Source organism: Paraburkholderia yinzeri (assembly GCF_046581065.1).
Lineage (GTDB): Bacteria > Pseudomonadota > Gammaproteobacteria > Burkholderiales > Burkholderiaceae > Paraburkholderia.
On sequence record NZ_JBFOCJ010000001.1, the window covers coordinates 2,691,147 to 2,709,386 of the forward strand.

20 protein-coding genes are annotated in these 18,240 nt (G+C 66.3%); 1 reads left to right on the forward strand and 19 read right to left on the reverse strand.

What is annotated here, in order from left to right:
• Positions 1–3: 3 nt before the first annotated feature.
• Together WJ542_RS12845 and WJ542_RS12850 are read right to left on the reverse strand one after the other, a co-directional pair.
• Complete coding sequence (locus WJ542_RS12845) at positions 4–534, reverse strand: (2Fe-2S)-binding protein (RefSeq protein WP_411189655.1); 531 nt, start codon at positions 532–534, stop codon at positions 4–6.
• Between the two features lie 18 nt (positions 535–552).
• The gene (locus WJ542_RS12850) at positions 553–1,431 is read right to left on the reverse strand and encodes an FAD binding domain-containing protein (protein ID WP_411189656.1); all 879 of its coding nucleotides are present in this window, start codon (positions 1,429–1,431) and stop codon (positions 553–555) included.
• 203 nt (positions 1,432–1,634) lie between these two features.
• Between WJ542_RS12850 and WJ542_RS12855 the strand changes: the two genes are divergently transcribed.
• A complete protein-coding gene (locus tag WJ542_RS12855; protein WP_411189657.1) occupies positions 1,635–2,438 on the forward strand; it encodes a LytTR family transcriptional regulator DNA-binding domain-containing protein in 804 nt (267 codons plus the stop codon).
• 392 nt (positions 2,439–2,830) lie between these two features.
• On the opposite strand, the gene WJ542_RS12860 is transcribed toward WJ542_RS12855, so the two are convergent.
• From WJ542_RS12860 to WJ542_RS12940, 17 genes are all read right to left on the reverse strand, one after another.
• Positions 2,831–3,751: a nucleotidyl transferase AbiEii/AbiGii toxin family protein gene (locus WJ542_RS12860; protein WP_411190550.1), complete on the reverse strand. Its 921-nt coding sequence runs from the start codon at positions 3,749–3,751 to the stop codon at positions 2,831–2,833.
• Entirely contained in the window at positions 3,748–4,485 is a 738-nt protein-coding gene (locus WJ542_RS12865; protein ID WP_411189658.1) for a type IV toxin-antitoxin system AbiEi family antitoxin domain-containing protein, read from the reverse strand. Before WJ542_RS12865 ends, WJ542_RS12860 begins: the two co-directional genes overlap by 4 nt.
• A 94-nt stretch (positions 4,486–4,579) precedes the next feature.
• Positions 4,580–4,840, reverse strand: coding sequence for a DUF2274 domain-containing protein (locus WJ542_RS12870; protein ID WP_411189659.1), 261 nt, complete (start codon positions 4,838–4,840; stop codon positions 4,580–4,582).
• Positions 4,837–6,120, reverse strand: a complete 1,284-nt coding sequence (locus tag WJ542_RS12875) for a TraB/TrbI/VirB10 family type IV secretion system protein (protein WP_411189660.1) — start codon at positions 6,118–6,120, stop codon at positions 4,837–4,839. The genes WJ542_RS12870 and WJ542_RS12875 overlap by 4 nt, the downstream gene beginning before the upstream one ends.
• Positions 6,121–6,122: 2 nt before the next feature.
• A complete protein-coding gene (gene trbG / locus WJ542_RS12880; RefSeq protein WP_411189661.1) occupies positions 6,123–7,112 on the reverse strand; it encodes a P-type conjugative transfer protein TrbG in 990 nt (329 codons plus the stop codon).
• A complete protein-coding gene (trbF, locus tag WJ542_RS12885) occupies positions 7,109–7,813 on the reverse strand; it encodes a conjugal transfer protein TrbF (protein ID WP_411189662.1) in 705 nt (234 codons plus the stop codon). The genes trbG and trbF overlap by 4 nt, the downstream gene beginning before the upstream one ends.
• Positions 7,814–7,825: 12 nt before the next feature.
• Positions 7,826–9,190 carry a P-type conjugative transfer protein TrbL gene (trbL, locus tag WJ542_RS12890; protein ID WP_411189663.1) on the reverse strand — a complete coding sequence of 455 codons (1,365 nt, stop codon included), beginning with the start codon at positions 9,188–9,190 and terminating at the stop codon, positions 7,826–7,828.
• Positions 9,187–9,480 carry an EexN family lipoprotein gene (locus WJ542_RS12895; protein ID WP_411189664.1) on the reverse strand — a complete coding sequence of 98 codons (294 nt, stop codon included), beginning with the start codon at positions 9,478–9,480 and terminating at the stop codon, positions 9,187–9,189. Before WJ542_RS12895 ends, trbL begins: the two co-directional genes overlap by 4 nt.
• 11 nt (positions 9,481–9,491) lie before the next feature.
• The gene (gene trbJ, locus WJ542_RS12900) at positions 9,492–10,220 is read right to left on the reverse strand and encodes a P-type conjugative transfer protein TrbJ (RefSeq protein ID WP_411189665.1); all 729 of its coding nucleotides are present in this window, start codon (positions 10,218–10,220) and stop codon (positions 9,492–9,494) included.
• On the reverse strand, positions 10,217–12,667 hold the full coding sequence (trbE, locus tag WJ542_RS12905) for a conjugal transfer protein TrbE (RefSeq protein ID WP_411189666.1): 2,451 nt from the start codon (positions 12,665–12,667) through the stop codon (positions 10,217–10,219). Before trbE ends, trbJ begins: the two co-directional genes overlap by 4 nt.
• A 15-nt stretch (positions 12,668–12,682) precedes the next feature.
• Entirely contained in the window at positions 12,683–12,946 is a 264-nt protein-coding gene (locus WJ542_RS12910; protein ID WP_411189667.1) for a VirB3 family type IV secretion system protein, read from the reverse strand.
• Positions 12,943–13,326, reverse strand: coding sequence for a TrbC/VirB2 family type IV secretion system protein (locus WJ542_RS12915; protein ID WP_134972227.1), 384 nt, complete (start codon positions 13,324–13,326; stop codon positions 12,943–12,945). The genes WJ542_RS12910 and WJ542_RS12915 overlap by 4 nt, the downstream gene beginning before the upstream one ends.
• Positions 13,323–14,351, reverse strand: a complete 1,029-nt coding sequence (trbB, locus tag WJ542_RS12920; RefSeq protein WP_411189668.1) for a P-type conjugative transfer ATPase TrbB — start codon at positions 14,349–14,351, stop codon at positions 13,323–13,325. Before trbB ends, WJ542_RS12915 begins: the two co-directional genes overlap by 4 nt.
• Entirely contained in the window at positions 14,348–14,812 is a 465-nt protein-coding gene (locus WJ542_RS12925; RefSeq protein ID WP_411189669.1) for a CopG family transcriptional regulator, read from the reverse strand. Before WJ542_RS12925 ends, trbB begins: the two co-directional genes overlap by 4 nt.
• The gene (locus tag WJ542_RS12930; RefSeq protein WP_411189670.1) at positions 14,809–16,812 is read right to left on the reverse strand and encodes a conjugal transfer protein TraG; all 2,004 of its coding nucleotides are present in this window, start codon (positions 16,810–16,812) and stop codon (positions 14,809–14,811) included. Before WJ542_RS12930 ends, WJ542_RS12925 begins: the two co-directional genes overlap by 4 nt.
• Positions 16,813–17,034: 222 nt before the next feature.
• Positions 17,035–17,283, reverse strand: coding sequence for an EexN family lipoprotein (locus WJ542_RS12935; RefSeq protein ID WP_411189671.1), 249 nt, complete (start codon positions 17,281–17,283; stop codon positions 17,035–17,037).
• Positions 17,280–18,224: a LysR family transcriptional regulator gene (locus WJ542_RS12940; protein ID WP_411190551.1), complete on the reverse strand. Its 945-nt coding sequence runs from the start codon at positions 18,222–18,224 to the stop codon at positions 17,280–17,282. The genes WJ542_RS12935 and WJ542_RS12940 overlap by 4 nt, the downstream gene beginning before the upstream one ends.
• Positions 18,225–18,240: the final 16 nt, after the last annotated feature.

The following is an 18,240-nucleotide window of genomic DNA, read 5'->3' on the forward strand; positions in this document are numbered from 1 at the left end:
TGCTCAGTGCGCGTGCGCCGCGTCCGCCTCGATGAGCGGATGCGACGTTTCGGCCGCTTCGCCGCGCAGCTTGCGCGCGGCGTATTGCACGGCCTTCACGATGTTCTGGTATCCCGTGCAGCGGCACAGATTCCCCGCCATCCAGTAGCGGATCTCCGCTTCCGTGGGATCGGGGTTCTCCTGGAGCAGGCGATACGCGCGCATCAGCATGCCCGGCGTGCAGAATCCGCACTGCAGGCCATGCTCCTGCATGAAACCTTCCTGCAGCGCGTGCAACGTGCCGCCCTCGGCGAGCCCTTCGACCGTGCGGACCGCCGCGCCCTGCGCCTGCACCGTCAGCAGCGTGCACGACTTCACGGACATGCCGTTGAAGTCGACCGTGCAGGCGCCGCAATGCGAGGTCTCGCAGCCAATATGCGGCCCGGTGTGCTGGCATTTTTCGCGCAGCGTATGAATCAGCAGCTCGCGCGGCTCGACGACGACATCCACTTCGCTGCCGTTGAGGCTGAACGACACCATCGTTTTTTTGGCCATGTCGTGTTCTCCCAGGCTTTAAGGACGAGCCGGGCCGGTCGCCCGTTCGTATGCCATATTGAGTGCCCTGCGCGTCATCTCGCCCGCCATCGCCCGTTTGTAGTCGGCGTCGCCGCGCAGGTCCGGCACCGGATTGCATGCCGCCATGGCAAGCCGCGCCGCTTCGTCCAGGGCGCGCGGGTCGAACCGCTTGCCGAGCAGCGCCTGCTCGGCATCCCTTGCACGGATCACGGTGTCGCCGACATTCGTCAGAGCAATGCGCACGTGCTCGACGTTGCCGCCCGCCAGCCGCATCGTGACGGCCGCCGCCGCCGTCGCAAAGTCGCCCGTCTTGCGCTTGAGCTTCGCATAGCAATAGCCGGTGGCGGGCGAAGGCACCGGAATGCGGATCGCGGTCATGATCTCGCCGGGCGCGAGCAACGTCTCGTAGGTGCCGACGAAAAAGCCGTCGGCCGGCACCGTGCGCTCGCCGGCTGCGCCCTGCAGCACGAACGCCGCGTCGAGCGCGATCATCAGCGCCGGATGATCGTTGCCGGGGTCGCCGTGCGAAAGATCGCCGCCCAGCGTGCCGCGATAGCGCACCTGCGGATCGGCGATCTGCCGCGCCCCCTCGACGAGCAACGGGCAGCGGGTCTGCAGCACGGTGGACCAGATCAGTTCGTTTTCGGTCGTCATCGCGCCGATCCACAGCGTGCCGCTTTCCTCGCGGATGCCCTTGAGCTCGGCCAGCTTGCCCAGGTCGATCAGGTGATCGGGCTGCGCGAAGCGCAGCTTCATCATCGGCAGCAGGCTGTGGCCGCCCGCGAGGACTTTCGCCGTCTCGCCGTACTCGCCGAGCAGCGCAACCGCCTCGGGCAGCGTCTGCGGCGCGTGGTATTCGAAGGGTCGGGGAATCACGCCAGTCTCCTTGTTTTCGTCCTCCGGTTAATTAGCATTTCACAATGCAATGCAGCAATTCAACGCGATTTCGCCAACGGCGGCCAGACTGCGCCGGCCGCCGGAAAACTTGCGTGAAACGGGGAAAGGACTTAAAACAGAGGCACCGCACCGGCGTCGCGTACGCCGCGCAAACGCCGCGAGCGCCTCAGGGAGAACCCTGGATGAAACCGTTCGAGCACGTCACGCCGGCCACCGACGCACGCCGCGCCGAAACCTTCCAGCACCGGCTGGAGCAGTTCAATCCGGGCGTGGTCTGGCTGGACGCGAACGGGCGCGTCAGCGCGTTCAACGATGTCGCGCTGCAGATTCTCGGGCCGGCCGGCGAGCAGTCGCTCGGCGTGGCTCAGGACAGGCTGTTCGGTATTGACGTCGTCCAGTTGCACCCCGCGAAAAGCCGCGACAAGCTGCGTTTCCTGCTCCAGTCGCGCGACGCGGGCGGCTGCCCGGTGAAGTCGCCGCCGCCGGTGGCGATGATGATCAACATTCCTGACCGGATTCTGATGATCAAGGTGTCGAGCATGTCGGACATGAACGGCGCGTGCGGCACCTGCATGATCTTCTACGACCTGACCGACATCACGACCGAGCCGTCGGCCGAAACGCTCGCCGGCACGCCGACGCCGCCGCGGCGGCTCTTCAAGATTCCGGTGTACCGCAAGAACCGCGTTATCCTGATCGACCTGAAGGACATCGTGCGCTTCCAGGGCGACGGCCATTACACGACGATCGTCACGAAAGACGACCGCTATCTCTCGAACCTGTCGCTCGCGGATCTGGAGCTGCGTCTCGACAGCAGCACCTTCCTGCGCGTGCACCGGAGCCACATCGTGAGCTTGCCCTACGCGGTCGAGCTCGTGAAAGCCGAGGACAGCGTGAACCTCGTGATGAACGATGGCGAGCGCAGCGTCGTGCCGGTGAGCCGGTCGCGGGCGGCGCAGTTGAAAGAGCTGCTTGGCGTGGTGTGAAGCGGGAGTGATTAAGTTAAGGATTCCTCAAACGTATACCGTCAGCCGATACCGTTGAACCGGCGTGACGGTACCGGACAAGACCGTCCGAGGGGGAAACGTCAATACTGTGCACGATGCCGACGTTTCCTCCAGGCGCTGCCTGGATCACAGCAGACCATACCGAACAATACCCCCCGTTTTTTAACGGAAAAACAGGGGGAGCGCACTATTGGAACGACTTGGGAACGGGTTAGATCACTCCCACTCGATCATCAACGAGTCACGCAAGTCCGCGTGATTAAAGGAATTGGCTTTGATCGACATGGGCCTTTACCGTCGCTTTTACCGTCAGAAAAACACGTCCTTTGCTGACGCGGGTTTGCGCGGCATCGGCTCATCATCAACCAGCTCTAGGATAGCGCAGCCAGCCGCGCAGCGAGCAAGTCGGCCTGCTCGGCGAACCTCCTCGCATCGGTCTTCTGCAACTGCGCCAGGTTGTGCAGCTTCCAGCGGATGCCCGGCAGTTGTTCGAGGTGCGCGATGCCCAGCAGCGACCACTCCGGCGCGCCGGCGGCCAGCGACAGCAGGAAGCGTCGCTCGTTGTCGTCCAAGCCTTGCTGGAGTTCGCGCATCATGCGTTCTCGCGCAGCGAGCAGCGCATCGAGAGGTATGGGTTCCGCCGTCATGCCTTGGAAGTTGTGCTCGTAGTCATGCCGAATGTCCCGCAGCGGCGTGAACAGCACCTCATGGATCGGCCGGTTGCTGCTGGACAGATAGACCACGAACGCGCGCCGGATGCCGGGCGTGATGCCCTCGTGCGCAAAGAGTTGCATCACGTCGAACAGGTCGCGCGGGTGCTGACGATCCAACGCCGCTACCAGCTTGCCGCCATACACGTCCTCCAGCGACACCACCGGGATCTCCAGATCGGCCAGCAAAGTGTCGCGTGCGGTCGGCGTGAGCGAAGCGCGACGCACCGGCTGCACCGTGCCGCGCATGACGAAGTTGACTTCGACCTTGACCTGGATCGAACCGTTGCGCACCAGCAGCTTCGTCTCCCCTGCCGCGGCCGCTGGCGCGTGCGTCTGGAACCCTCGCTTCTTCAACCGCTCGGCGGCTTGCCTGACAGCCTCGTTGATGCGCGTCAGCGCCTCGTCGCGCGGCAGCGTGTGATTGGGAAAGACCAGATCGAGGTCCACCGACAAACGCGGCATGTCGCGCACGAACAGATTGATCGCGGTGCCGCCCTTCAATGCGAACGTGTCGTCCACGAACACCAGCGGCGCCACCTGCGTCAGCAGGCGCGCGGTATCGAGATAGGTCTGGTTCATGGCTTGAGCACCAACAAGCCATCGGCCGATCGGGACACCCAAGGCCGATCGCTGCCCGTCGGCAGCGTGGCCGGATCGAGCTTCGCCGCCCAAGGCAACGACGCCTCGCGGCCGAGTTGCAGACATAGCCGCACGGTCTTGACGTTCGTGCAGTGCTGCAACAGCTCACGCAGCACGTCGGCGCGCAGGCTGTACGCGCTTTCGACGAGTTCGCGGGCTTCCTGCAAAGGCTGACGCACGCCGACTTCGCTCAACAGTTCCAACAAGGCGCGCTCCGGCGCCGACACCTGCGGCGCTCCGCTGCGCTTCTCGAACGGGCCAACATGCAGCAAGGCGACCGGCTGCTCGTCGAACAGGCGCTTGCGGTGGTACTCGGCCGGGAAGCGTTCGGTGAACCATTCCGGCAGACGGGCCGCCGTCCAGCCATACAGATGCAGCACGGGCTGTTGCGACACGTACTGGCGCACGCCGTACCAGTCCAGCGCCGACTTGCCGCCGACGTGCAGCCCCTCGAACCGGCGCTGCAACAGCAACAGACTCGGGTGGAGCGCCAGAGTGTCGTTCGGGCGGCCGTACACCCCGCGGGCCAGGCGCGTGAGCCAGCCTGCCCGGACGTAGTGGACGGCCAGGTCGGCAGAGATGCCCAGCGCCGCCAAGTCCTCCGAGGTCAGCGGCGTTCCCGGTGCCAGCCGGGTGTAGAGGGCATTTAGCTTACTTGGATTAGTCGTAGCCATGCTACGACTTTTACAACTTTTCCAAGCGCAAGTCAATTTGGGATGATGTCTCCAGTCGTAGCCTAGATACGACAATGACAACATATCCAAAGGCTCACGCCTTGGGAACAGCCGCGCGGGAAGCCGGTCGAGTGTCGTCTCCCCTGCCCCGCCTGAACCCCCGATCCCCCGCGATGAACGCCTCCAGCATGTGCGGGATCAGCGTCGTCGCATCGACCGCTTCGCCGTAGGTTTGCGCGTGCATGGCCGCGTAGCGGTCGAGGTCGGCCTTGAGCGTGGCCGGACACGCGAACGTCAGCTTCACGTTCTCGGTTTTCGGCAGCGGCCCCAGCCGCAGCCTGCGCGCCGTGCTCATCGTGAAGTCCCCCGGTTGAAGAACAGCGGCTGGTATGGCCGCAGCACCAGGTCGCGGTTGACGATGATGCGCACCGGCAGACCGGGCCGCTCGGTCAGCGTCGGCTGGATGTTGAGGTTGCGCCGGGTCATCTCCTGCCCGACCTGATTTACGCTGTCCTGCAAGCTGTCGCGGCCGGCGACGATGACGCGATCGCCATTGCGGTTCTCCGGCGCGGCCAACTCGGCACCGATGCCCAGCAGCGTCGTCAGCGCCGCGCCGGCAAAGATGCGATCCCAATGCCAATCGACGCCATCCTCCAGGCCGGCGTAGCCGGCCGGGTCGGTGCCGGCCAGGTTGTCGAGCGTGAGCGAAGAAGTGTCCGGCAGGATGATGCGGTTCCACACCACCTGCACGCGGCTCTGCCCGTAGGCGACCTGGCTGTTGTATTTGCCGAAGATGCGCGACCCCTGCGGGATCAGCAGATAGCGGCCCGTCGCCGTGTCGTACACCGGCTCCGTCACCGTGCCGATCACGTCGCCCGGCAGGTCGGACTTGATGCCCGTTACCAGCGCCGCCGCGATCACCGTGCCAGCCATCACCTGATACGGCGAGGTCGGCATTTGCAGGTTGCCGGAATTACGGGTTTCCGTGGTTCCGGCTTTCTGGAACGCCTCTTTCTGGTCTTGCCGGTTCTGCACGGTGGTCGGGTCGGCGGGCTGCTGCGCCGCCGTCGAGGCCGGCCCGGCGGCCTGCGGGTCGAAGCCCACCAAGCCGGATGCCGGTGCGATCGAAGCGGTCTGCGCGGGCGCAGCCGCGGCGCGCTGGTTGCTGGAACGGAAGAACACAGATGAACCCGCCGCCGCTTCCGCCTCCTTGCGCAGTGCGTCGCGTTCGGCCGCCGCCGCATCTTGGCCGGGCGGCGTGTAGCTGGCCACCACCGGCGGCTGCGACTTGACGATGGCCGGGCCGAGGTCGCCCGGCAGCGGCGGCCCCAACTCCGGCACCTTCGGCGGCAGCTTGGAGTAGTCGGCGGGAAGCCGGTTGAGTTCTTCGGACTTCGACACGCGATCGACGTTGTAAAGCTCGGTCGCATCGTTGTTGCCGCGCGGGTGCTTCGGCTGCAACGACCACAGGGTTGCGCCCAGCACGGCGATGCCGAGGCCACCCGTCAACAACGCCAGCGTGCGCCGGTTGAGGCGCGTCACCGGGCGCGGCTGCGCACGTAGCGCCACGTTCTCCGGCGCGACTTTCGGCGCGGCATCGGGAATGGGCACGTCCGGGGTTTCGTCCTGGCTCATGGTCAGTTCCCCCGCGTGCCATCCGTGCGCTCGATGCGCACCACGTCGCCCTTGTCGCCGCCGAGACGTAGTTCGGCCGCGCCGAACAGCCGATCCACGATGTAGTACGGCGAGCGGAAGCGGTAGTTGACGAGCTGGCCGTCACCCTGCGCGCCGATGACGAACAGCGGCGGCAGTTCGCCTTGGGCGATGCCGGGCGGGAACTGGATATAGACCTTCTCGCCGTCGTCGAAGGCGCGCAGCGGCTTCCACGGTGGACTGCTGCCGCTGACCGCGTAGCGGAAACGGATCTTCTCCAACGACAGGCCGGCGTCGATCGGCGCGGCGGCTTGCGCCGCCCGATCCTGACGCTGCAAAGCAAGCATCTGATCCTTCGGATACTCCCACGACACCGACGCCATCCATGCCTTGTCCGTCGAGGTCAGCTCGATCAGGTAGGTGCGCCGGCTGGTGGTGATGACCAGGTTCGTCTTGAGGCCCGAACGGATCGGCTTCACCAGCACGTTTACGCGCAGCGCGTCGCCAGCGCCGCTGGACGTGTCGCCGACGATCCAGCGCACCGTGTCGCCGGCGGCGACCGTCACCAGTTCCTCGCCGGGCTGGAGCGAAATCACGGTCACGCGCCCCGGTGCGGCATAGACCTGATACAGCGCGCCATCGGTGAAGGGCCAGACCTGGATCGCGTTGACGTAGCCCTCACGCGTGGGCGCGATGCGTGCCTCGGCGTTGGCACGCGACACGCGCACGGTTTCGTCGGCGGGTTCCGGCGCGGGCCTGGCTTCGTCCATCTCCGGCAGAGGCTTCATCTGCGCCGGCATCGGCAGCACCTTCGGCACCTCCACCACTTCGACGGGCTTGGGCGGCTCCGGTAGTGGCTGTGCCTGCACCGGCTCATCGAGCGAGATGCGCGGCGGCGGCTTGCCCTGCGAGGCGCAGCCCGACAGGGCCGCCACGGTCAGCGCGAATGCGTAAAAGCGGAAAGACGGGTTCATGGCTTGGCTCCTTCGGACGCATCGAGTTCGCGGCTCCACGACAGGCCGTTGACGTAGATGCCCAGCGGGTTCTTGCGCAGCCGCTGCTCGGTGCGCGGGGTTTGCAGGACGATGGACACCACGGCGTTCCAGCGCTCGGTGCCGGTGGGTGCGCCGTTGACGAACCGCTGCTCCGTCCAGCGCACGTTGAACGACGAATCGCTGGCGCGGACGACGCTGGTGATCTGCACCGTCACCGATTCCCTGCCGACACGAGCGAAGGGATCGTTCTTGCTGGCGTAGTCGTTGAGCACGACGGCGCCCTTGTCCGTGGTGTAGTCGTAGGCGTCGAGCCAGTTCTGCCGCACCACGATCGGGTCGATGGAAAGCGAGCGAACCAGCGTGATGAAGTGCGCGAGGTGGAAAGCGATCTGCGCATCGGCCGGCCGGTACGGCGTGGCGGCTTCGCCGACCGCGCGCACTTCGCCGGTCTTGTCCACCTCCACCACGTAGGGCGTGACGAAAGACTGCGCCGAGCGCCACACCAAGCCGCCGGCCATCAGCAGCGCGAGCGCGAGACAGCCGAAGGCCATGAAGCGCCAGTTCTTCGCCTGCACGCGGGCCGAGCCGATGCGCTCGTCCCACGCTTGCGCAGCGGCTTGATACGGAGTGGCAGGCTGCGGCGTGTCGGCGTAGCGCACCTGCGGTCGCTTGAATCGCATGACTCGTTCTCCTCAAGAATCGGAATCGCCCAGGCTTGGGCCTTGTGCAGAGCCGCCGCCGTCCCCGCCGCGCAGCGTGTGCGCGGTCGTGGTCGCCGCGTGGGCGATCTGCTGGCGACGATGCAGGCGCTTGGCCCAGGCGGGTTGCTCTTGATCGGCGGCGGCCGAGGCCGAGCCGGTGCTGGATGCGCCCGCTTGGGTGGACGCGCCGGCCGCCGCGCCACTCTCGCCACGGAATGCACCGGCCACCCGCTCGCCGAATGCACGCGCGCCGGCGGCGACTCTCTGCCCGGCGGCTTGCGCGCCCGCCCGTGCGACGTTGCCCACGCCTGCGGCGGCATCCTTGAAGCCGCCGCCCGCCGCAGCGGAACCGGCTTGGAACGCCGACCGGGCGCTGCCGGCCGTCGAAGCGGCAGCCCGTGCGCCGCTGCCGATGGCACTGGCCGCAGCCGGCGCCATGCGCGCGCCAGCAGCCACGGCACCGCCCACGCCGGTTGCCGCAGCGCCGATAGCGACGGCGGTTCCGGCGGCGCCCAATGCCGCGCCGGCCATCGCGCCAGCGCCGAGCTGCGGCGCGCCGGACACGAGGCCGGTGGCAATGCCCGGCCCGTAGATGCCGAGCGCGAGCATGGCGAGCGAAGCCAGCATCACGACCAGCGCATGGTCGATGGACGGCTCGGCGGGCATCGTCGGGAACTCCGCGAACAGGCCCGTGCCGATGCCGACGATGACGGCCAGCACCAGTACCTTGATGCCGGACGACACCACATTGCCAAGCACCTTTTCGGCGAGGAACGCGGTCTTGTTCCAGAGCGCGAACGGCACCAGCACAAAGCCGGCCAGCGTGGTCAGCTTGAACTCGATCAACGTGATGAAAAGCTGTACCGCGAGCACGAAGAAACAGACGATGACGGTCAGCCAGGCGAGGAACATCACGACGATGGGCGTGATGTTGATGAACACCTCGGGAAAGCCCGCCATGTCGCTGATCTGTTCGAGGATCGGCATACCGGCGTCGATGCCGGTCTTGGCGAGATGCCCCGGCTGCAGGAACGTCTCCATGCTCACGGCCGAACCGGTGGCCGTCAGGCCCAGGCCGGCGAACGACCGGAACACGATGCCGGCCAGCATGTTGAAGTTGCCGATGATGTAGGCGAAGGCGCCGACGTAGAGCACCTTGCGAATGAGCTTCGCCATCACGTCTTCGCCCTGGCCGGTGGCGTGGCCGAGCGCCCAATACAGGCCGGCCAGTGTCATGTCGATCGCCACCAGCGTTGCGGTCAGGAATCCGACTTCGCCGCGCAGCAGGCCGAAACCGGAGTCGATGTAGGCGGAAAAGACGTTGAGGAAATGGTCGATGATCGAAACGTCGTTCATGGCCGCTGCTCCATCGTCGTGTCGGGGCCGTCGAAACTGGCCGGGATCGGCGGCAGATCGGCGAGCGTCTGGTATTCGTCCGGGCCGGCCTGCCCTGAGAGGAAGCGCCGCAGGTCGGCTTGGCCGACCTGCGCGCAGAACGCGCCGTCACGTTCGCCTCGCCGGCACTGCGCACGCAGCGCGTGCAGCCGCGTCGGGTCGGCGGCCAGCGCATCGACCGACGAAGCCTGCGGCCGGTCGCAGCCGGCCAGCAGGCACGCGAAGGCGAACAGGACGGGCGCGCGTTTCATGGCCGTGCCCGTCAGTTGCCGTAGAAGTTCACCGGCTGCGGCGTGTACGCCGTGCCGGTGCCGAGGAAGCGCCGCGTGACTTCGCGGCCGCGCTCGACGGCGGCTGCCTGCCGCGCCAGCTCCAGCGATACCGCGCGCCCCTGCGTGAGCTGGAGCTGCTGCGTCTGGATGGACTGCTTGGCTTGTAAGGCGAGAAGCTGATTCGTCGCCTGCATGGCCTGCAAGGCGCCCGTGGCCGACTGGCTCTGGCCGACCAGATCGGTCAGCACGCTCTCGTCTTGGGTCACGTTCTGCGACACCTGCGCCTGCATCCGCATCGCGGTCTGCAAGCCTTCGAGCGTGTTCTGCCAACGCTGGTGCGCATCCTGGTACATCTGATTGCCGCTGACGGTCGCGGCGTACTGCTCCGGGTACAGGCGTGCGAATTGCTGGTCCATGCTCTGCACCTGGAACGCCAGCCCTTGCGCCTGTGCGATGAGCTGCTGGGTGGTCGCCAGGTTCGTGCGCAACTGGTTGACGACGTTGAACGGCAGACTCTCCAGGTTGCGCGCCTGATTTATCAGCGACTGCGCTTGGTTCTGGAGTTGCCGGACCTGGTTGTTGATCTGCTCCAGCGTGCGAACCGCAGTCAGCGTGTTCTGCACGAGGTTGGTCGCATCGATGACGGCCCATTGCGCGTGCGCGGTGGGCATGACGCCGATGAGTGCAGCAACAGCGAGGGCGAGAAGGCGAATCCTCATGGCGAAATCTCCTGTGTTTGGGGAGCGAGGAAGGACGCGGCTGATGGCGCGGACGGCAGCAAATCGGCCGCCCAATCGAGGCCGCGGTGGCGCAGCCAGGCGCCGGCGAAGGCCGGCGCTCCGGCGTCGGTCAGCACGTCGTCGATGGCGCGCTGGTCTTGGGGCGTCGAGGCACCCGCGAACGCGAGCGCGACCGGCCCCAGGTCGAGGTCGAACAGGCGATTGCCCGCGCGGGATTGGTAGTAGTAGTCGCGCTTGGGCTGCGCGGTGGCGACGATCTCGATTTGCCGGCTGTTGAGGCCGAAGCCTTCGTAAATCACGCGAATCTGCGGTTCGGTCGCCTGCGGGTTCGGCAGGAAGATGCGGCTGGCGCAGCTCTCGATGATCGCCGGCGCGATGGTCGAATCCTTGATGTCGGCGAGCGACTGCGTGGCGAAGATGACGCTGACGTTCTTCTTGCGCAGCGTCTTGAGCCACTGGCGAATGCGCGCCGCGAACACCGGGTCATCGAGGAACAGCCAGGATTCGTCGAGGATCAGCAGCGTCGGCGCGCCGTCGAACCGCTCATCGAAGCGCGCGAACAGATAGCCCAGCACGGCCAGCACCGCGGCCTTGCTGTGCATCAGCTCCTCCATCTCGAAGCACTGCACATTGGCCGAGCCGAGCCGATCGCGGTCGGCATCGAGCAGCTTGCCGTGTGCGCCACCGAGCACGTAAGGCGCGAGCGCCTGGCGCAGCGCGTTCGATTGCAGCAGCACAGACAGGCCCGTGAGCGTGCGCTGTTCGAGCGGCGCGCCGGCGAGGCTGCCAAGCGCCGACCACACGGCCGCCTTCTCGTCGGGGCCGATGGCGACGCCTTCGTGCGACAAGCGGCCTTCGACCCATTCCGCTGCCCAGGTGCGATAACCCTCGTGGTCGATGCGCGCGAGCGGCTGGAACGCGATCGCGCCATCGGCGCCGAGGTCGTAGTGTTCGCCGCGCAGGCCCAGCGCCGTCGCGCGCATCGAGCGGCCCATGTCGAACGCAAAGATGCGCGAGCCGGGGTAACGCCGGAACTGCATCGCCAGTGTGGCGAGCAGGACGGACTTGCCCATGCCGGTCGGGCCGGCGATCAGCGTGTGCCCCACGTCGCCGATGTGCGTCACCAGCCGGAACGGCGTGGCGCCTTCGGTGCGCGTGACGATCAACGGCGGGCCGTCGAGGTGGTCGTTCTTCTCCGGCCCGGCCCACACCGCCGACACCGGCATCAGATGCGCCAGGTTCAGCGTGGAAACGATGGGCTGACGCACGTTGGCGTAGGCGTTGCCGGGAATCGACGACAGCCACGCCTCCACGGAGTTGAGGGTTTCAGGGACGGTCACGAAGCCCCGGCCCTGAATCGCGCGCTCCACCATGCGCAGCTTCTCGTCGGCCGTGTCGGCGTCGGCATCGAGCACCGTCACGGTCGCGGTGACGAAGCCGAAGGCAACTTGATCGCTGCCCAGCTCCTGCATCGCGGCGTCGGCGTCGGCCGCCTTGTTGCTGGCGTCGGTATCGACGAGCGGCGATTCCTGCTGGAAGATCGTTTCGCGCAGCAGGGCCAGGACGTTCTTGCGCTTGGCGAACCACTGGCGGCGCAGGCGGCCGAGTTCCTTTTCGGCTTCGGCCTTGTCCATGCAGAGAAAGCGCGTGCTCCAGCGGTAGGCGAAACCCAGCCGGTTGAGGTCGTCCAGAATGCCCGGCCAGGTCGTAGTCGGGAATCCGCGCACGGTCACGACGCGCAGGTGTGCGTCGCCCAGCATTGGCGCGAGGCCGCCGATCAGCGGCATGTCGGCCAGCAGCGCGTCGAGGTGGAACGGCACGGCCGGCACGCCGACGCGATAGCGCCGCGTCGAGACGGTTGCGTGCAGATAGGTCAGCGTTTCGGCGTCATCGAGCCAGTCGATTTCCGGCATCACGCCGTCGAGCAAGTCGAAGATGCGGCCGGTTTCCGCGACGAATGCGGTCAGGCGTTCGTGCCAGTCCACACCAACGGTCGGCGTGTTCTCGTACAGCAGCTTGGCCGCGCGGGCGCGGGATTCCTCCGGCGGCAGGTATTGCAGCGTCAGGTGGTAGCCGCTCTCGAAGTGGTTGCCCGATTCCTCGAAGGTGGCGCGGCGTTCTTCGTCCACCAGCCACGACAGCGGCTCGGGAAACGCCGAATGCGGATAGTCCGCGGCCGGCCGGCGCTCGGCTTCGACGAACAGCGCCCAACCGGCGCCGAGCCGGCGCAGCGCGTTGTTCAGGCGCGCGGTGGTGGCGATCAGCTCGCCTTGCGTCGCGCTGTCGAGATCGGGGCCGCGGAACTGCGCCGTGCGCTGGAACGAACCATCCTTGTTCAGCACGACGCCGGGCGCGACCAGGCCGGCCCACGGCAGCCAATCGGCGAGCAAGGCCGGACGCTGGCGGTATTCGGCGAGGTTGAGCATCGCGGTGTCCTCCCGTCACACGTCCAGCAGCGGCTTGTGCTTGAGGTGCTTGGCGAACACCTGCATGAACTGCGGATCGACGCGCGCACCCCACACCGCCAGCGAATGGCCCACGATCCAGAGCACGACGCCGGGAATCCAGAGTTGCAGGCCCAAGCCGACGGCGGCGGCCAGCGTGCCGTTGGCAATCGCCACCGTGCGCGGCGCGCCGCCCAGCAGGATCGGCTCGGTGAGCGAGCGATGCAGCGGCACCTCGAAGCCCGGCAGGTCGGTGCTCATACGACGGCACCGCCGGAGAAGCTGAAGAACGAAAGGAAGAAGCTCGACGCCGCGAACGCGATGGACAGACCGAACACGATCTGGATGAGCTTGCGGAAGCCGCCCGACGTGTCGCCGAACGCCAGCGCGAGGCCGGTGGCGATGATGATGATGACGGCGACGATGCGCGCGACCGGCCCTTGGATCGACTCCAGGATGGATTCGAGCGGGCCTTCCCAGGGCATGGAGGAACCGGCTGCCCTTGCCGTGCCGGCCGTCATCAGCATGACGGCCGCAGACAGCAGGCCGTGGTGCGCCGGCCCGGCCAAGCGGCGCAGGCGCGCAAGGAACGAAGCCGGATTTACGGAAAAGCGGAAAGCAGTGGCGTGCATCTGCGTCATGGCAGTTCTCCAAGGTGGTTGGGGGACGGGAAAGACAGCGGCAGCTCCGGATGCGGCGATGGCTCCAGCGCGTCCGCGAGGCGGTAGCCCACGCCGTCGAAGCCGAGGACGCGGGCGATGCTTTCGATGCGACGGCGCCGGCCGCGGCCGGCGATGTGGATGACGACGTTGACCGCTTCGGCGACCAGCGCCCGCGGCGGGTTCACCGCGACTTCAAGGATCAGTTGCTCCAGGCGCAGCAGCGCGCCCGGTGCGGAACCGGCGTGGATCGTGGCGATGCCGCCGGGATGGCCGGTGCCCCACACCTTGATGAGATCCAGCGCCTCGCCGCCGCGTACCTCGCCGACGATCACGCGGTCGGGACGCAGGCGCATCGTGGCGCGTACCAGCTCGGTCATCGACACGACGCCGGCGCGCGTGCGCAGCGGAACGTGGTCGCGTGCCGTGCATTGCAGTTCGATGGTGTCTTCGAGCACGAGCACGCGATCGCCAGTGGCGGCGATCTCGGCGAGCAAAGCATTGGCGAGCGTGGTCTTGCCGGTGCTGGTGCCGCCGGCGATGAGGATGTTCTGACGCTCGCGTATTGCGTCGCGCAGGAACGCGGCCTGCTCGACGCTCATCATTCCATCGGTGACGTAGCGATCCAGCGGAATGACGCCAACAGCGCGCTTGCGCAGCGCGAAGGCCGGCCCTGGTGCGGCCGGCGGCAGGATGCCCTCGAAGCGTTCGCCGGTTTCCGGCAGCTCGGCGGTCAAGAGCGGCTGACCGCGATGCACTTCCGCGCCGACGTGCGCAGCGACCAAGCGGATGATGCGTTCGCCATCTTCCTCGGACAGCTCTGCGCCCATCGGGGCGCGCCCCGACGACAGGCGATCGACCCAAAGCGTGCGGTCGGGGTTGAGCATGATTTCCACCACGTCGGGGTCGTCGAGCGCGGCGGCGATCAGCGGCCCCATCGCCGTGCGCAACATGCGGATGCGCCGGTCGAGCGAGGTGGTGGCGAAGGATTGCGGCTGCGCGCTCATGTGGCACGCTCCTGCGCTTCGGCCAGCGCCGCCGCGTCGTCCAGTCGCGCGGTGTCGGGGCTTAGTTCCTCCACCACGTCGCGCACAAGACTGCGCCCCCGCATCAGGTGGCGGCCGAGTTGTTCGACGAACTGCTCGAAGCGCGCCTTGCCCTGCGCGCGTGCCGCGTCCTGGTGGGCTTCGGGAACCGGCGTGCTGACCGTCAGGAAGTAGCGGACGAATAGCGCCAGCGTCTCGATTTCGATGTTCTGGTCACGCTCCAGCTTCTCGAACTGGCGCGTCAGCCGGTCGAGCCGCTTGGCGATGGCGGCCTCGCGCTGGTCGCCCGCATCGGGTGACAGCCACGATGAAAGCGCCGCCGCGACGATGGACGACTTCGATACGCCTTTCTTCGCGGCCAGTTCGTCGAGGCGCTTGGCGTGCTCGTGCGGAATGAACAGGTTGAGGCGGTACTGGCTCATAGCTCGATCCCGTCCTGTTGGTCGAGGGACGCCAGCCGAGCCGTGCGTTGCATGGCCGGATCGAGTTGGCGAGGAAGCGGCAACGGCAGGTCGTCGTCATCGAGCAGCGCCAGGTCGTTGTCGGCGGGCTCTTGTTCGGGGTCGTAGGCGGCGACTTCGGATAGCTCCGGCTGCCGGCGCGGGCCGCCGTCATCCGTGTTGCCCGTGTCGATGGCAGCAAGGCCCACGGTCGCGGGCACGGCTGGAACGGCAGGAATAGCCAGCCCGCTCCAGTCGTCCGGCCGCAGGGGCGGTGCGTCGGCATAGCGCCCGGCGGCAAGCGCCGGTGGCGGCAACACGCGGCGCTTGAAATTGGCGTCGGCGTAGTAGCGCAGTTTCTTCGCGCGGATCGGTGCCACGCTGGACACCATCACCACGGCGTCGTCCGGCGGAAGCTGCATCACTTCGCCCGGCGTCAGCAGCGGACGCGCGGTTTCCTGGCGCGACACCATCAGGTGGCCCAGCCACGGCGCGAGCCGGTGGCCGGCGTAGTTGCGCTGCGCGCGCAGCTCGGTCGCGGTGCCGAGCGTTTCGGAGATGCGCTTGGCAGTGCGTTCGTCGTTGGTGGCGAACGTCACGCGCACATGGCAGTTGTCAAGGATGGAGTGGTTCTGGCCGTAGGCTTTGTCGATCTGGTTGAGCGACTGCGCGATGAGGAAACTGCGGATGCCGTAGCCGGCCATGAACGCCAGCGCCGTCTCGAAGAAGTCGAGCCGACCCAAGGCGGGGAACTCGTCGAGCATCAACAGCAGCTTGTGACGGCGTGCGATGCCGTCGCTGCCGTCGAGCGATTCGGCCAGGCGTCGGCCGATCTGGTTGAGGATCAGGCGCACCAGCGGCTTCGTGCGGCTGATGTCCGACGGCGGCACGACCAGGTACAGCGAGACGGGATGCTCGGACGCGATCAGGTCGGCGATGCGCCAGTCGCAACGCGACGTGACTTCAGCCACCGTGGGATCGCGGTACAGGCCGAGGAACGACATGGCGGTGGACAGCACGCCCGACCGCTCGTTGTCCGACTTGTTCAACACCTCGCGCGCCGCTGACGCGACGACGGGATGCGGCACGTCGTCCAGGTGGCGCGTCGTCATCATCCGGTGCAGCGTCAGCTCGAACGGGCACGCGGGATCACTGAGGAAATTGGCGACGCCGCGCAGTGTCTTGTCCTCGCCCGCGTACAGCACATGCAAGATGGCGCCGACCAGCAGCGCGTGCGAAGTCTTCTCCCAATGATTGCGGCGTTCGAGCGCACCTTCTGGATCGACCAGAATGTCCGCGATGTTCTGTACGTCGCGCACTTCATGCACGCCGCGCCGCACCTCCAGCAGCGGGTTGTATGCCGCCGACTTTGCATCGGTCGGGTTGAACAGCAGGCAGTGCGAGAAGCGCGAACGCCAGCCGGCGGTGATCTGCCAGTTCTCGCCTTTGATGTCGTGGACGACGGTGGACGCCGGCCAGCTCAACAATGTCGGCACCACCAGGCCGACGCCCTTGCCGGAGCGCGTGGGGGCGAAGGTCAGGACGTGTTCCGGGCCTTCGTGCCGCAGATATTGGCCGCGGTGCAGTCCAAGGAACACGCCGGCCGGCCTGTCGAGGCCGGCCTTGCGAATGTCAGCGGCTATGGCCCAACGTGCCGAGCCGTAGGTCGTGACCAGCTTCGATTGCCGCGAGCGCCACACCGATAGGACGATGGCAACCGCCACGGCCACGAGTCCGCTACCGCCAGCTATCGCACCACCGATGTTGAAAATGCGAGGCGCGTAGGCATCGTAGGCGAACCACCACGGGAACAGTTGCCAAGGGTGATAGACCGGCATTCCGAAGCAATCGAACCAGGGCGAGCCAAGGCGTAGCTGGTAGCCCAGGGCGGCTGCTGTCCATTGTGTGGCTGCCCACACGCCGGCGAACACGATGCCGAATACCACGGCGATCTGCCCGAACAGCACTCCTTGACCTTGCATCTCGGCCTCCGATCTCTCCTGTGCGACACGCGGCACAAGGGCGTGCCGTACACACGAGGATCGGAGTCAGGTCGAGGGTCGGTCAAAGACCGTTATCGGAAGAAATATCGCGGAAAAAGCAAGATTTCGCGCAGGGGCGAACGATGGGAAAACGCCGCGAGCGGCGGCGCACTACGGCGTATTGAGTTAGGAAATCGAAGTTTCGTGCGAATCGGTAACGATTCAGAACTTCGGCTGTTCCTTCGGCGGGGTGTACGGCGTCTTACCGTCACCGAAGAAGCGCCGATTCGTCGCCTCGGCGACGCGATTGCAGAGTTCGTCGCCCAGCTTGGCGCGATCCGTCTTGCACTGCTCGCGCAACTCTTTCAACCGTGCTGGATTGGCTGCAAGAGCCTCCACCGTCTCGGTTGGGGGAGCCTTGCCGCAGGCGGTCAGCGCCACGGCGAGCGTAAACAATGTGATCCTGTTCACGATTCGATTTCCTCCGAAGCATCGAGGTCAGGTAGTGCAGCAGGCTTCTTCGCAAGAGGCAACTCAATGGCGCTTATCCTTTCGACAAAGCGAGCCAGTGCCTCGGTTGGCTCGTTGTCCAAGCGCAGCAGATACGTGGTCAATATTGGCATTCGGCCAGCTAGAGGCCGAGCTACCACGCCTGGTTCGCGGCTGTTGGCGATTTGCGAGGCGCCAGCCAATCCCAAAGCGAAGCCAGCGGCAACCAGAGCCATCATCAGATCGGTGGAAACCACTCGTTCGGCGATCAACGGCTCTTGGTCGGCCTTCCGCAGCACGCGCTCTATCTGGCGCACATAGCCTTCGCACATTTGCGGATCTCCAAGAACCAACGGATAACGCAGCAGTTCCTCCAGAGGGATACGCTTGTATTTCAGCAGAGGATGACGAGCAGGAACCGCCACCACCAGGGGATCGGTCCAGACGGATTCGGCAATGATGCCATCGCCGACTTCATCCGACCGTGCGAACCCTACGTCGTACAAGTCTTCGTGCAATCCCTTGATCTGCTGTGCTAATGGAACTTCGGACAGGCGTATCTCGATCTCCGGCTCCTCTTGGCGGCACAACGCCAGGAAAGTCGAGAAGCGCGACGGCGGGATGCCGTCCGAAAGCGCAACACGCAACTGACCATGAAAGCCGTTGGCGGCAGCCCTCACACTGTCGCGCGCCTGCTGCAACACGGTGAACACGCGCGGCACATGCTCCAGGAATAAGGTACCTGCACGAGTCAGGCGAGTACTGCGCGTGGTGCGCACAAAGAGCTGGACGCCAAGGTCTTCTTCCAGCTCCTTGATCGCGCGCGATAGCGGCGACTGTTCAATGTGCAGTCGCTCCGCGGCTCGCGCGAAATGCAATTCTTCGGCGACCGCAAGGAAGCAGCGTAGATGACGTAGCTCCATCACGATGCCTCCTTGG